Here is a 13761-nt window from a genome sequence, read left to right as displayed (position 1 = left end):
GGCCGGCTGGGACCTGATGGTCCACTCGATCGAGCCGCCCGCCTACCTGGGCCGCGACCGCGAACTCCTCGCCGGACCGCGCCGGAACCCCTGACGGAAAGGCGACCATGCCCTTGGAGCGCACACGACCCACCACCGACCCGGGCGTGCCGGACGGGCCCGGGGAACCCGTGGCGCCTGAGGAACCCGTGGTGCCCGCGGCGCCCGTGGTGCCCGTGGTGCAGACCCCCGTACGGGAACCGCCGGCGGCTACCGCGCCGGCGGTCCTCGTACCGGCGCCCGCGCCCGTACAGGTACCGGACGACCACCACGGCGACCCGCCGACGCTGCTCACCGCGCACGGCTGCTGGTACCCGTCGGCCGACCCCACCGGCGACCACGTCGCGTTCATCTGCGACCGCGCCGGGGTGCCGCAGCTGTGGAGCGGGCCCGCCCGCAGCGCCGAGGCGCACGTCCTCGACGCCGGCCCCGACCCGGTGACCGAGGTCGCGTGGTCCCCCGACGGACGGTGGATCGCGTACACCAGCGCCCCCGGGGGCGGTGAACACACCCGGGTCCTGGTGGTGCGCCCCGACGGCACCGGCCGCCGCGTCCTCGCCGGCGCGGAGACCGGCGGCTCCGCGCACCTCGGGTGCTGGAGCCGCGACGGCTCCGCCCTCGCCGTCACCCTCGCCCGGTCGTCCGACGGCGGCGCCCTGGCCGCCTACCTCATCGACCCGGACGGTACGAACGCCCCGGCCCTGCTGTTCGCCGAGGCCGGAGCCGCCTCGCTGCGCGTCTGCGACCTGAGCGCCGACGGCCGGTTCGCGCTGCTGCGGCGCGGCCCGCGCGGCCACCGCGAGGCCCTCGTCCTCGACACGACGTCCGGCCGCACCACCTTCGCCCTGCGCGTCGCCGACGGGGACCCCTGGATCGGCCGCTTCTCGCCCGACGCCCGCACCCTGTGGCTGCGCAGCGACGCGGAACGGGAGCACGCCGCCCTGCTGAAGGTCCGGGTCGACGAGGACGGCGCGGGCCGGGACGTATTCGTCGCGGCGGCGCGCGAGGAGTCCGCCCTCGACCTGCTGGCCGTCCCCGACCACGGACGGTGGGCCCTGCTCGTGTGGAACGTCCACGGCGCCGGCGAGTTGGAGGGCGTCGTCCTGCCCGTCCCGGACGCCCCCGACGGGCAGGGCGACATCGACCCGCACCTGCTGCGCCCGGACCTGCCCCACGAGGTGGTGACCCGGCTGGCAGCCGCCGGCCGCGGCGCCGTGTTCGCGGCCCTGTCGGGCTCCGTGCGGCGCCCGGGCATCTGGGAACTGGACGCCGGCGCCACCCCCCTGCGCACCCCCTGGTCGGCGCGCGACGAGGACGCGGCCCCGCCCGGCCGGCCCCCCGTACGCCCCGTACCGCTGCGCTGCCGGGCCCGTGACGGACTGATGCTGGGAGGCTGGTACCACCGGTCCCCGGAGCGCGACCCGGGCCGGCCCGGACCGTGCGTGATCCACCTGCACGGCGGGCCGGAGGAACAGGAACGCCCGGTGTTCAACCCGCTTTACCACGAGCTCCTCGGCCGCGGCCTGGACGTCTTCGCCCCCGACGTCCGCGGTTCGTCCGGCTGGGGACGCTCCTTCGTCGACGCGGACCTCGGCGCGGGCCGGTTCGCGGCCATGGACGACGTCGCCGACTGCGCCGCACACGTCGTCTCGCTCGGCTGGGCCGACCCGATGCGGCTGGGCGTCATGGGCCGCTCGTACGGCGGGTACCTCACCATGGCCTCGCTGGTCCGCCACCCCGAGCTGTTCCGCACCGGCGTCGCCGTCTGCGGGATGTCGGACTTCGCCACGTTCTTCGCCGGCACGGAACCGTGGATCGCCCGGTCCGCGGCCGCCAAGTACGGCCACCCCGAACACGACCGGGACCTGCTGCGGGACCTCTCCCCGATGAGCCTCGTCCACCAGCTGCGGGCCCCCGTCCTCGCGGTCCACGGGGAGCACGACACCAACGTCCCGCTGATCGAATCCGAGCAGTTCGTCCGGGCGGCCCGGGAGCGGGGCCTAGCGGCCGAACTGCTGGTGCTGCGCAACGAGGGCCACGAGTTCCTGCGCGCGGACAACCGCCGCACCTACCGCCGCGCCGCCGCGGGCTGGCTGGAACGGCACCTGGGCGCCGGTGCGACGCCCTGACCTCGCCGAGCGCACCGGTTCCGCGGCCGGTCGGGGGTTGGGGAGGCCCGGGCGGGGGCAGGCGCCGGCGGAGCGAGAGCACCGGCAGTACCTCAGCCCCCCGGGAGGACCCATGGCGCACTCCACCCGTCGCACTCCCCTGAACGGGCGCGTCGCCGTCGTGACCGGCGCCGCTCGGGGGCTGGGAGCCGCCACGGCCCGTGAACTCGATCGGCGGGGCGCGCGGGTGGCCCTGCTGGGACTGGAAGCGGGACGCATGGCCGAGGTCGCCGACACGCTGCGCAACGACGCCGACTGCTGGGAGGCCGACGTCACCGACGACGCGGCGATGGCGGCCACCGCCGCGTCGATCGGAGCCCGTCTCGGACCCCCGTCCGTCGTCGTCGCGAACGCGGGCGTCGCCGAAGGCGGACCGTTCGCCACGTCCGACCCCGACAGCTGGCGCCGCGTCATCGAGGTCAACCTGGTCGGCAGCGCCGTCACCGCCCGCTGCTTCCTCCCCGCGCTGCTGGCCACCGGCGGCCACTTCCTCCAGATCACCTCGTTGGCCGCCATGGGCACCTCCCCCCTGATGAGTGCCTACTGCGCGTCCAAGGCCGGCGCCGAGTCCTTCGCGCACGCCCTGCGCGCCGAACTCGCCCACCAGGGGGTGGGCGTGGGCATCGCCTACGTCAACTGGATCGACACCGACATGATCCGCGACGCCGAGCAGCACGCCGTCCTGCACGAACTGCGCGCCCACATGCCCCGGCCGGCCCGCAGGATCTACCCGGCCGAGTACGTCGCCGCGCGCCTGGTCGCCGCCGTCGAGCGCCGCGCCGCGGCCGTCTACGTACCCGGGTGGCTGCGCGCCGTCCAACCGGTGAGGGCCCTGCTCCCGCCGATCGTGACGCGCGTGGCCCGCCACGAACTGCCCCGGCTCGAACGGTCGGCGCCGTTCGAGGCCACGGGCTTGCTGGGCGCCGGGGGCCGCGCGGACCGGGAGTCCGCCCGGCGCGCGGGGTAGGGGCCGTGCAGACGTTCCTGCCCTTCCCCTCGTTCGAGGGCTCGGCGGTCGCGCTGGACGTGCGACGGCTCGGCAAACAGCGGGTCGAGGCCGTACAGGTGCTGCGCGGCCTGATCGTCCCCGGGTACGGCTGGCGCCATCACCCCGCGGTGCGGATGTGGGTCGGCTACGAGGAGGCGCTCGTCCGGTACGGGCTCGACGTCTGCCGGGCGTGGACGGACGAAGGCCGCGCCGACACCTGCGCCGCCACCCTCGTCCGGGACTTCCGGGCGTGGCTGCCGGGCGGCGCCGTACGCCCGCAGGAGCAGCTGGCGCTGGACGCCGACCTGCCCCCGTGGCTGGGGACACCGGAGTTCCACCGCAGCCACCGGTCCGCGCTGATCCGCAAGGACCCGGACTTCTACCGGGACCGCTTCCCCGACGTCCCGGACGACCTGCCCTACGTGTGGCCCGCCTCCGATCGGGACCCGCGGACGCCCCGACCCTGACCGGCGCGCGCCCCCGATGGGCGGGGCCGCCGCGTGCGACGGGTGGAAAAGTTGCCGGGTCCTGGTTCGGCAGCGGCGCGAGGGGCAGGCGCGGGAACAAGAGGTACCAACCCGGGGCGCAACGGTCGACCAGGAGACGTGATGAGGGCACTTGCATGGCACGGCAAGCGGGACGTACGCGTGGACACCGTCCCCGATCCCACCCTGCGCGAGGCCGACGACATCATCGTCCGGGTGACGACGACCGGGCTCTGCGGATCGGACCTGCACCTCTACGAGGTGCTCGGCGCGTTCCTCGACCCCGGTGACATCCTGGGCCACGAACCCATGGGCATCGTGGAGGAGGTCGGCCCCGCCGTCACGGCCGTGAAGCCGGGCGACCGGGTCGTGATCCCCTTCAACGTCTCGTGCGGCACGTGCTTCATGTGCGACCGGGGCCTGCACTCGCAGTGCGAGACCACGCAGGTCCACGAGCACGGCACCGGAGCCTCGCTCTTCGGGTACACCAAGCTCTACGGCCAAGTCCCGGGCGGCCAGGCCCAGTACCTGCGCGTCCCCTTCGGCAACACCCTTCCCGTCCCGGTCCCCGAGGGACCGCCGGACGACCGCTTCGTCTACCTGTCCGACGTCCTGCCCACGGCGTGGCAGGCCGTCGAGTACGCCGCTGTCCCGCCCGGCGGCAGCGTCGCCGTACTGGGCCTCGGACCCATCGGCGACATGAGCTGCCGCATCGCCGCGCACCGGGGAGCCGGCACGGTCATCGGCATCGACCTCGTCCCCGAACGACTGGAGCGGGCCCGCCGGCGCGGTGCGCACACCCTGGACCTCCGGGAATGCGGCGACGACCTGACCGACGCCGTCCGCGCGCTCACCGGCGGCCGGGGCCCGGACGCCGTCATCGACGCCGTGGGGATGGAGGCGCACGGCAGCCGGATCGCGGCGGCGGCCGTGGACATGACCACCCACCTGCCGGATGCCCTGGCCGGCGCCCTCATGAAGCGCGTCGGGGTCGACCGGCTCTCCGCGCTCCACACGGCGATCGACCTCGTCCGCCGCGGCGGCACCATCTCCGTGTCCGGGGTGTACGGCGGCGCGGCCGACCCGCTGCCCCTGCTCACCATGTTCGACAAGCAGCTGCAACTCCGCATGGGACAGGCCAACGTCCACCGCTGGGTCGGCGACATCCTCCCCCTGCTCACCGACGGCGATCCGCTCGGCGTGGACGACTTCGCCACGCACCGGATGCCGCTGGAGGAGGCCCCGGACGCCTACGAGATGTTCCAGAAGAAGCGGGACGGCGCCGTGAAGGTGCTCTTCGCTCCCTGACGCAGGCGCGGATGCAGGCGTAGGTCCTTGCACAACACGCAACACGCAACACGCAACACGCATACCCGCAGAGGCAGACAGACGTACCCCCTTGGACGCGCATCGGCCACGGCCGGAGCGCGTCCACCATGACGTCCCGTTGGAGTAGACGATGACCAGCAAGAATTCCGAGCCGAACCGCGACGCCGGCGAAGACGGCGGCGTGCCGGGGAAGCCGGGGCCGGTGTCCCCGACCGTGGCCGAGCCCACGCGACCCGCCGAGCCCCTTCCCCCGAAGCCGGACCAGACCGGTCCCGAGACCGTGAGCCCGACCGGGCAGGCCACCGGTGCGGACCAGGCCCGCAGGGCGCAGAGCGGCGCCCACCTGACGACGGCGCAGGGGACGCGGCTCCCCGACAGCGACCACTCGCTGAAGGCGGGAGCGCGCGGCCCGGTCCTGCTCCAGGACCACCACCTGCGCGAGAAGATCACGCACTTCGACCACGAGCGGATCCCGGAGCGGGTGGTGCACGCCCGCGGCGCCGCCGCGCACGGGGTGTTCCAGGGGTACGGCACCGCCGGCGAGGTGAGCAAGGCCGCGTTCCTCGCGAAGGACGTGGAGACCCCGGTGTTCGTCCGCTTCTCCACCGTCCTCGGGTCCCGGGGCTCCGCGGACACCGTGCGCGACACCCGCGGCTTCGCGACCAAGTTCTACACCGACGAGGGCACCTTCGACCTCGTCGGGAACAACATCCCGGTCTTCTTCATCCAGGACGCCATCAAGTTCCCCGACGTCATCCACGCGGGCAAGCCGCACCCCGACCGCGAGATCCCGCAGGCACAGAGCGCCCACGACACCTTCTGGGACTTCGTGTCCCTGCACACCGAGGCCACCCACCACACCCTGTGGAACATGTCCGACCGGGGCATCCCGCGGTCATACCGGATGATGGAGGGCTTCGGGGTCCACACCTTCCGGCTGGTCAACACCGCCGGGGACACCGCGCTGGTGAAGTTCCACTGGAAGCCGAAGCTCGGCGTGCACTCCCTCGTCTGGGAGGAGGCCCAGCTGATCAACGGCATGGACCCGGACTTCCACCGACGGGACCTCTTCGACGCCATCGAGTCCGGCGCCTTCCCGCAGTGGGAGCTGGGCATCCAGGTCTTCCCCGACACCCCGGACCAGATGTTCGAGGGGATCGACCTGCTCGATCCCACCAAGATCGTCCCGGAGGAGTTGGCCCCCGTCCAACCCATCGGGCTGATGACCCTGAACGCCAACACCAAGAACTACTTCGCCGAAACCGAACAGGTCGCCTTCCACCCCGGCCACCTGGTCCCCGGCATCGACGTCACCGACGACCCGCTGCTCGCGGGCCGCCTCTTCTCCTACCTCGACACCCAGATCAGCCGGCTCGGCGGACCGAACTTCGGGCAGCTCCCCATCAACCGGCCGCACGCCCCCGTCAACGACATGCTCCGCGACGGCATGCACCAGAGCGCCGTCCACACCGGAGTGGCGCCGTACCGACCCAACAGCCTGGACGGTGGCTGTCCCTTCCTCTCCGGCGCCGACACGGGCGCCTTCATCGAGACGCCCGTCAAGGTGCCCGCCGCGAGCAAGGTCCGCGAGGCGCCCGCCTCCTTCTCCGACCACTTCACCCAACCCCGGATCTTCTGGCTGAGCATGACCCCGGCGGAACGCGAACACATCATCGCCGCCTACACCTTCGAGCTGAACAAGTGCTTCGAGCCGGCGATCAAGGAGCGCACCCTCAAGGTGCTCGCCAACATCGACCCGCAGCTCTGCGCAGAGGTCGCCGCCGGGCTGGGCCTGCCGGCGCCGGAGGCCACGGTGCCCCTCGGCACGGGGGACCCCAGCCCGGCCCTGTCCCAGCTGGGCGGGACCTGGCCGACGGACGGCCGGGTGATCGGGATCGTCGCCGACGGGGGCGCCGACCCGGAGGGCGTCCGCGCCGCCCGGCAGGCCGTGCTCGACGGGGGCATGGTGCCGCTCGTGATCGCGCCGACCGGCGGCACGCTCGGCTCGGACGGCGATCCCGTGGCCGTCCAGCGGACGTTCGCCACCGCCCGGTCCGTCGAGTTCGACGCCCTGCTGTTCGCCGGCGCACCCGCACCGGCCTCCGACGCCCGCGGGGCACGGGACGCGAAGGCCGGGGACCCCGCACGGCCGGCAACCGACCCCCGCGTCCTGCTGCTGCTCACCGAGGCCTACCGGCACGGCAAGGCCGTCGGCGGTTGGAACGACGCCTCCGCGCTCTTCGAAGCCGTCGGCATCGCCCCCGACGGGCCCGGTATCGCCCTGGCCGACAGCGGTCCGGAGGCGGTGGCGACGGCCGTGCGGGCGCTGGGTGGACACCGGGCCTGGGACAGGTTCCCGCCCGCCCTCTGACCGGTCCGTACGCCGAACCACCCGACCCGAGGTCGGTCCTGCCCGTGCTGCCGGGCCGGACCGACCTCGGGTTTTTCCCCACCACGGCCGACCGCACATGGGTGGGGGCGGGCCGGGCATGCGGAGGAGGACGTGACGGGCGACTTCGGGTGGCGGCAATGCGCAGCGTGGGTGTGGAAGAGGAACTTCTGTTGGTCGATGAGCGGACGGGTGCGCCCCTCGCCGTCTCGGGGGCCGTGCTGGCCGCCGCGGACCGGCTGGCGTGGCAGCAGCCGGGCGGAGCCGGCGAGAAGGCGCACGAGTTCGAGAAGGAGCTCCAGAAGGAGCAGCTGGAGTTCGCCACCAAGCCGGTGACGGAGATGGGCGAACTCCAGGACGAGATCACCCGCATCCGCGGCGAGGCGGCCCGCCACGCGGCGGACGCCGGAGCCGTGGTGGCCGCCGTCGCGACCTCCCCGCTGGCCGTGCGGCCGTCGATGAACGCGGGCAAGCGGTACGAGTGGCTGGGCGAACAGTTCGGGCTGACGGCGCAGGAACAGCTGACGTGCGGGATGCACGTCCACGTGTCGGTGGAATCGGACGAGGAGGGCGTCGCCGTCCTGGACCGGATCCGTCCGTGGTTGGCCGTGCTCACCGCGATGAGCGCCAACTCACCGTTCTGGCAGGGCGAGGACAGCGGGTACGGCAGCTACCGCAGCCGGGTGTGGAACCGCTGGCCCTCGGCGGGACCGGTGGACGTCTTCGGCTCCGCCGACCGCTACCACGAGCAGATCCGGAGCATGATCGGAACCGGGGTGCTGCGGGACGAGGGGATGGTCTACTACGACGCGCGGCTGGCCGCGAACTACCCGACGGTCGAGGTGCGGGTCGCGGACGTGTGCCTGCACGCGACGACCCCCGTCCTGCTGGCCGCGCTGATCCGGGGCCTCGTGGAGACCGCCGCCCGCGCCTGGCGCGACGGCGAACCGCCGGCCCGGATAGGGACCAGCCTGCTGCGCCTCGCCTCCTGGCGGGCCGGCCGCTCCGGTCTGGACGGCCCCCTGCTGCACCCGCAGACCATGCGGGAGGCACCCGCCGCCGAGGTGCTCGACGCCCTCCACCAGCACGTACGGGAAGCGCTGGTCGACCACGGTGACGACGAACGGGTGCGCGAGGGGATCGCGCGCCTGCACGAACAGGGCAACGGCGCCCGCGTCCAGCGCCAACTCCTGCGCGACGGGGGCGACCTCGCCCAGGTCGTCACCCGGTGCGCACTCCTGACGACGAGCTAGTGCTGGGACCGGAAGGGTCCACCGGGTCGCGGCGCCCGGCACGGCACCTCGCCGCGTTGTCGGACCACGGAAGTACGTCCAGTACGAGCCGCGGCCCTCCGCCTGGCGACGCACCGCACCGAACACCGCGACCCGGTAAACCTTTCCGGTCACAGCACCAGGCGCGCTCTCACCCGGCCGGAGGCGCTCACCCCTCCGGAAACTGGGCATGCGGTAGGACATGACCGGACAACAGCAGCAGGACGAGACGCGGCCCGTGACCACTCCCTGGACCCAGCCGGACGCGGGCGTGCGCCTGGTCGGCTTCGCCACCGCGGGGCCCGGCGGCGCGATGACCGACGAGGTCGGCGTCATCACCGGCGACCTGACCCTCGCCACCGAGGACGACGGCGCCGGCCGCGCCGTCCTGACCGTCCAGTACACCGGGGCTTGGGAGTGGTACACCCTCACCGGCAGTCCCGTCCTGCTTCCGGAGGGCGGCCTGGCGTCCCTCCACGAGGAGGCCCTGGCCCGGATCCGGGCCGGCGGCGGAGCCGAAGCCCCCGCTCCGCTGCCGGGACCCCGTTCGGAAGGCTGAGCGGGGCCCGCCCCGCGGCCCGCTGCGCCGCGCGGCCGGGCCCCACCACGCTGTGACGACGGTCACCACCACGGGGGGCCGGTCGGCGGCGGTCGGCGGGATCGACGGCGCATCAACGGGCCGTCACGGGCAACAAGGCTGCCATGACGACGGATAGCGGCACGGCCGCGAGACGCGCACGGTTCCTGTGGCTCGTACCGGCCCAGTTCGCCGCGATGGTGGCGCTGGGCCTGTTCGTGACCGGAGCGCCGGCGGCCCGACTGCTGTCGGCGGAGGACCGCGTGACGGACGGCTTCGCCGCGCACCGCAACCCGTGGGCGAACACCGTGACGGAGTGGCTGTCGGTCATGGCCTCCACGGAGGTGATCATCGGGGTCACGCTGCTCTGCATCGTCGCCCTGTTGGTGTTGCCCGGCACCCCGCGCTGGGCCGACGCGGTCTTCCTGGGCGCGTCGGTCGCCGTCCAGTCGGCGGTCTTCCTGGCCGTGACGATGTGCGTGGAACGCCCCCGCCCCGACGTGCCCCGCCTGGACGGCGCGCCCCCCACGTCGAGCTTCCCCTCGGGTCACGTCGGTGCCTCCGTCGCCCTGTACGGCGGGCTCGCGGTGCTGGCGTGGACCCGGCTCCGCGGGCCGTGGCGGTACGTCGCGACGGCGTTCCTGATCCTCGTCGCGCCGGCGGTCGGAGTGTCCCGGATGTACCGGGGCATGCACCACCCGTCCGATGTGGCGGGCGGCCTCATCAATGGCTTCGCCACGCTGCTCGTCATCGGCGCGGTGTTCCTGGCCGGCCGCACCCGCGACACCGACGGCGAACCGCAGGAAGGCGCGGACACGGTCCTGCCGGACGTACCCGACCGGGGCCGCCCGCATGCCCCCGCCCCCGCCGTCCCCGCCGCCCGGGGCGGCGCCGTCCGCCCGGATGCGGAGGCCGACGGGCGTCCGGGCCGGACGGTCGTCGTGGTCCGGCATCCGCTCGGGTGCCCCGACGAACTGGCCGAACAGGTACGGATCAGCCTCCACGACCACGGGTGGACCGAGCAGCGGTGGACCCACACCTCGGTCGAACGACCCGGCGGGACGCTGCCCGAGGAGTGCGCGGAGCCCGGAGTGGACCTCGTCGTCGCCTGCGGCGGGGACGGTACGGTCCGTGCCTGCGCCGACGTCCTGGCGGGCACCGGCATCCCGCTGGCGCTGGTGCCCTGCGGGACGGGCAACCTCCTCGCCCGCAACCTGGACCTCCCGCTGGACCCGCGCGCCGCCCTGGAAGAGGCCCTGACCGGCGAGGACTTCCCGATCGACGTGGGGAGCGTGTGCGGCGACGGTCTCCCGTCGACGCGGTTCACGGTGATGACGGGCGCCGGCTTCGACGCCGCAACCGTCCGCGACACCTCGCCCGCCCTCAAGGCCCGCCTGGGGTGGGCCGCGTACGTCCTGTCCGGCGCCCGCCACCTCGCGGACCCCGGCATGCGGTTGACCGTACGGCTGGACGGCGGCCGGGTGCGCCGCCGGCGGGCCCGGATGGTCGTCGTCGGCAACGTCGGCGCACTCCAGGGCGGCCTCGAACTCCTGCCCCGGGCGCGGCCGGACAGCGGACGGCTGGAACTCGTGCTCTTCGACCCCCACGGCGCGGCGGGCTGGCTCGCCGCGGCCGGTCACCTGGTCTCCCGGGTCGTGCGCAAGGGCGCTCCCGCGCCGGACGGCCCCGCCCCCGCGCAGGCCGGCGGCCGCAGGGTGGCGGGCGGGTCCCTGGAGTACTTCACCGCCCGCCGGATCGAGATCCGATTCACCGGAGCGCAACCCCGGGAGGTCGACGGCGACACCATGGCGGACGGTTCCCACCTGCTCGCCGAGGTGGAACCGGGCGCCCTGCGGATCCGGCTGCCCAGGGCCCCGGGCGGCGCTCCGCGCGATCGCGCGACGCACGCGGCGCACCCGCAGCACCCGGTGTCCGACACGCACGAGTACCACGACGAGCACGGCGACGAGCACGCGCGTCCCCGCCCCGCCCACCACTGAACCCACCCCCGCCCCGCCGCACCGCGCGCCGGGACCACACAGAATCAGGAAGCCGATGGGAACCGCGACCCAGGTACCGCAAAGACGTGACGTAGTGGGCGAGGAGCTGTCCGGGGACGAAGCCTGGGCCGCCCTGCGCCGCTACGGGGGCTGGAGCCTGGCCCGTGACTCCTTCGTCCGCTTCCGCTACGCCGACGGGTTCAGCCACTCCCGCGCCCTGGCCCTCCAGACGGTCCTGTCCATCGTGCCGCTGTCCATCGCCGCCATCGGCCTGTCCAGCGTCCTGCACACCGAGGACATCGGTCGCGTCGCCGAACTCACCATCGGACGGATCACCAGCGGCCCCAGCCGGGAGGTGGTCGACGAGGCGTTGCGCGAGAGCCGCCGGCACGCCGGCGACGGAGGCCAGGTCGCGCTCTGGCTGGGCCTGCTGTTCTCCCTGGTCAACGTCACCACGAGCCTGTGCCAGGTCGAGCGCGGCGCCAACCGGATATACGGCAACGAGCGCGACCGGCCCTTCCTGCGCAAGTACGCCCGCGGCGTCGTCATGGCGTTCCTCGCGGGCCTGCCCCTCGGCCTCAGCTTCGTCCTCACCGTCCTCGGCGCGGACCTCACCCACTCCTTCGCCGAGGTCTACCACCTCGGCCCGGACACCATCCGCGCCTGGGACATCCTGCGCTGGCCGGTCGGCGTCCTGCTGGCCGTACTCGCCACCAGCGCGATCTTCCGCCTCGCCCCCCGCCGCGACCAGCCGGGCTACACCTGGCTCGCCTTCGGCGCCGTCGTCTACCTGCTGCTGTGGATCACCGCGACCTGGGCACTCAGCCTGTACGTGGGCGCCAGCAGCACCTTCACCAGCGTGTACGGGCCGCTCAGTGCGCTCGTCGCGCTGCTGCTGTGGTCCTACCTGACCTCGATGGCCCTGTTCCTCGGCCTCGCCTTCTCCGCCCAACTGGAAGCCGTACGGGCCGGCGTGCGCGCGCCCGTCGCGAAGGACCCCGGGGTCTGAGCCCCGCCGCCCCACCCACCCGAAGGCCGCAACCGGCCGTTCCCGACCGAAAGTCGCTCACCATGGCACAGCTCCCGCCCCGTCCCGGAACCGGGTCCCGCCCCCGTCGCCACGCGATCCGCTCGTTCCTGAGCGGGCGATCCGGCCCCGACGCGGCCTTCGGGGCGAGGCTCGGGCTGACGGTGGTGGCGACGGCCGTGGTCAGCGTGCCGTTCGTCCTCGCGCTGGTGCTCGTCGAATCCCGGTGGTCGCCGCTGTACCGCCTCGACCGGGACACCGCCGAACGGCTCCACCGGGCCGCCCTGGAGGACCCGGACCGGGTGCGGGTGCTGGAGTTCCTCACCGGCGTGCTGTGGGACCCGGTGACCATGCGGCTGCTGGTGGCGCTCCTGGTGATCTGGCTGCTGCGGCGCCGCGCGTGGCGGCTGGCGATCTGGGCGGCCGTCACCGCCACGGCCGGCGCCCTCATCGGGTTCCTCACCAAGAACGTGGTGGAACGGGCCCGCCCGCACCTGCCCGACCCCGTCTCCCACGCGCCCGGGTTCTCCTTCCCCTCCGGGCACGCCATGACGGCCATGGTCTCCTGCGCGATCCTGCTCCTCGTCCTGCTCCCGCTGGTACCGCGCGCCTGGCGGTTCCTGCCCTGGGCGGTGGCGGTGACGAGCGTGATCGGGGTCGGCTACACCCGGGTCGCGCTCGGCGTGCACTGGGTCAGCGACGTGGTGGGCGGCTGGCTCCTCGGGCTCGTGGTGGTCACCGCCACCACGCTCGTCTTCGAGGCCTGGCGGGCCGATGCCGGACGCCGGCGGACCGCTGTCGGGGAGGGACTGGAGCCCGAGATCGCCACGGACGACCCCGAGCCCGCCATGGGCGCGTCCCCCGGGTCGGAGCAGGCTCCGAGGGGCTGACCGCGCGGGGCGGGGGACGGCGACGGCTGCGCGGCCGTACGAGGGGCAACGATCGCGGGTGGGTGAACGTGCGAAATCCCCGCCGCGGGGCGGGGATTCACCGGGCCGGGCCGTCGGGGGCCCGGCCCGTCACGCGCCGGTCGACCCGCCGGCGTGCGGGCCCGGTCGGCCGGCCCCGGCGTGCGGGGCGGGCGTCGCGTAGGGGTGGAAACAGGCGGTGATGGTCTTGCCGCCGTGGAAGGAATGGGCGTCCCACGCGTCGGCGAGGGCGTCGATGATGGCGAGCCCCCGACCCGAGGTCGCCTCCCGGGAGGCGTTGCGCGGGGCGGGCAGGCTCGGGTCGCTGTCGGCGACGCTGACGTGCAGGCACTGGCCGTCCCAGGTCAGCACCAGTCGGGCACTGCTGTGGGCGTGGACGTGCGCGTTGGTGACGAGTTCCGACACCGCCAACAGGACGGAGTGGGCGGTGTCCGGGGCATCCGCCGTCCACCGCAGGGAGTCCAAATGATCCTGGGTCCACCGGCGGGCCTCGCGCACCCCCTTGTGCACCGGGAAGGACTTCGCCCACCCCTTCGCACGCATGGACACCGCACTCACC

The 13761-nt window shown here is 74.0% G+C and carries 11 protein-coding genes; 10 read left to right on the top strand and 1 reads right to left on the bottom strand.

The features are described from left to right. Positions 1 to 326: 326 nt before the first annotated feature. From AB0D46_RS34185 to AB0D46_RS34140, 10 genes are all read left to right on the top strand, one after another. A complete protein-coding gene (locus AB0D46_RS34185; RefSeq protein WP_362883362.1) occupies positions 327 to 2168 on the top strand; it encodes a prolyl oligopeptidase family serine peptidase in 1842 nt (613 codons plus the stop codon). A gap of 112 nt (positions 2169 to 2280) precedes the next feature. Then, entirely contained in the window at positions 2281 to 3174 is an 894-nt protein-coding gene (locus AB0D46_RS34180; protein WP_362883357.1) for an SDR family oxidoreductase, read from the top strand. Between the two features lie 5 nt (positions 3175 to 3179). Further along, complete coding sequence (locus AB0D46_RS34175; protein ID WP_362883355.1) at positions 3180 to 3662, top strand: MSMEG_6728 family protein; 483 nt, start codon at positions 3180 to 3182, stop codon at positions 3660 to 3662. 141 nt (positions 3663 to 3803) lie between these two features. Continuing rightward, positions 3804 to 4988: a zinc-dependent alcohol dehydrogenase gene (locus AB0D46_RS34170; RefSeq protein ID WP_362883353.1), complete on the top strand. Its 1185-nt coding sequence runs from the start codon at positions 3804 to 3806 to the stop codon at positions 4986 to 4988. Between the two features lie 151 nt (positions 4989 to 5139). Beyond that, positions 5140 to 7380: a catalase gene (locus tag AB0D46_RS34165; protein WP_362883351.1), complete on the top strand. Its 2241-nt coding sequence runs from the start codon at positions 5140 to 5142 to the stop codon at positions 7378 to 7380. Between the two features lie 158 nt (positions 7381 to 7538). Continuing rightward, on the top strand, positions 7539 to 8651 hold the full coding sequence (locus AB0D46_RS34160; protein ID WP_362883349.1) for a glutamate--cysteine ligase: 1113 nt from the start codon (positions 7539 to 7541) through the stop codon (positions 8649 to 8651). Between the two features lie 331 nt (positions 8652 to 8982). Then, entirely contained in the window at positions 8983 to 9228 is a 246-nt protein-coding gene (locus AB0D46_RS34155; RefSeq protein WP_362883360.1) for a hypothetical protein, read from the top strand. A gap of 143 nt (positions 9229 to 9371) precedes the next feature. Next, positions 9372 to 11246: a diacylglycerol kinase family protein gene (locus AB0D46_RS34150; RefSeq protein ID WP_362883347.1), complete on the top strand. Its 1875-nt coding sequence runs from the start codon at positions 9372 to 9374 to the stop codon at positions 11244 to 11246. 55 nt (positions 11247 to 11301) lie between these two features. After that, on the top strand, positions 11302 to 12255 hold the full coding sequence (locus tag AB0D46_RS34145) for a YihY/virulence factor BrkB family protein (protein ID WP_362883346.1): 954 nt from the start codon (positions 11302 to 11304) through the stop codon (positions 12253 to 12255). Positions 12256 to 12317: 62 nt separating this feature from the next. Then, positions 12318 to 13163: a phosphatase PAP2 family protein gene (locus tag AB0D46_RS34140; protein WP_362883344.1), complete on the top strand. Its 846-nt coding sequence runs from the start codon at positions 12318 to 12320 to the stop codon at positions 13161 to 13163. A 129-nt stretch (positions 13164 to 13292) separates the two neighbouring features. On the opposite strand, the gene AB0D46_RS34135 is transcribed toward AB0D46_RS34140, so the two are convergent. Beyond that, a complete protein-coding gene (locus AB0D46_RS34135; protein WP_362883358.1) occupies positions 13293 to 13745 on the bottom strand; it encodes an ATP-binding protein in 453 nt (150 codons plus the stop codon). Positions 13746 to 13761 lie beyond the last annotated feature (16 nt).

The organism is Streptomyces sp. NPDC048383 (assembly GCF_040651775.1).
Lineage (GTDB): Bacteria > Actinomycetota > Actinomycetes > Streptomycetales > Streptomycetaceae > Streptomyces.
This window is presented reverse-complemented; position numbering and strand designations above follow the sequence as displayed.

What these genes read in the sequence shown, in the direction of transcription:
- AB0D46_RS34180 (WP_362883357.1), top strand. Translation starts at nt 2,281, where the DNA reads ATGGCGCACTCCACCCGTCGCACTCCCCTGAACGGGCGCGTCGCCGTC.
- AB0D46_RS34170 (WP_362883353.1), top strand. Translation starts at nt 3,804, where the DNA reads ATGAGGGCACTTGCATGGCACGGCAAGCGGGACGTACGCGTGGACACC.
- AB0D46_RS34165 (WP_362883351.1), top strand. Translation starts at nt 5,140, where the DNA reads ATGACCAGCAAGAATTCCGAGCCGAACCGCGACGCCGGCGAAGACGGC.
- AB0D46_RS34160 (WP_362883349.1), top strand. Translation starts at nt 7,539, where the DNA reads ATGCGCAGCGTGGGTGTGGAAGAGGAACTTCTGTTGGTCGATGAGCGG.
- AB0D46_RS34155 (WP_362883360.1), top strand. Translation starts at nt 8,983, where the DNA reads ATGACCGACGAGGTCGGCGTCATCACCGGCGACCTGACCCTCGCCACC.
- AB0D46_RS34150 (WP_362883347.1), top strand. Translation starts at nt 9,372, where the DNA reads ATGACGACGGATAGCGGCACGGCCGCGAGACGCGCACGGTTCCTGTGG.
- AB0D46_RS34145 (WP_362883346.1), top strand. Translation starts at nt 11,302, where the DNA reads ATGGGAACCGCGACCCAGGTACCGCAAAGACGTGACGTAGTGGGCGAG.
- AB0D46_RS34140 (WP_362883344.1), top strand. Translation starts at nt 12,318, where the DNA reads ATGGCACAGCTCCCGCCCCGTCCCGGAACCGGGTCCCGCCCCCGTCGC.
- AB0D46_RS34135 (WP_362883358.1), bottom strand. Translation starts at nt 13,745, where the DNA reads ATGCGTGCGAAGGGGTGGGCGAAGTCCTTCCCGGTGCACAAGGGGGTG.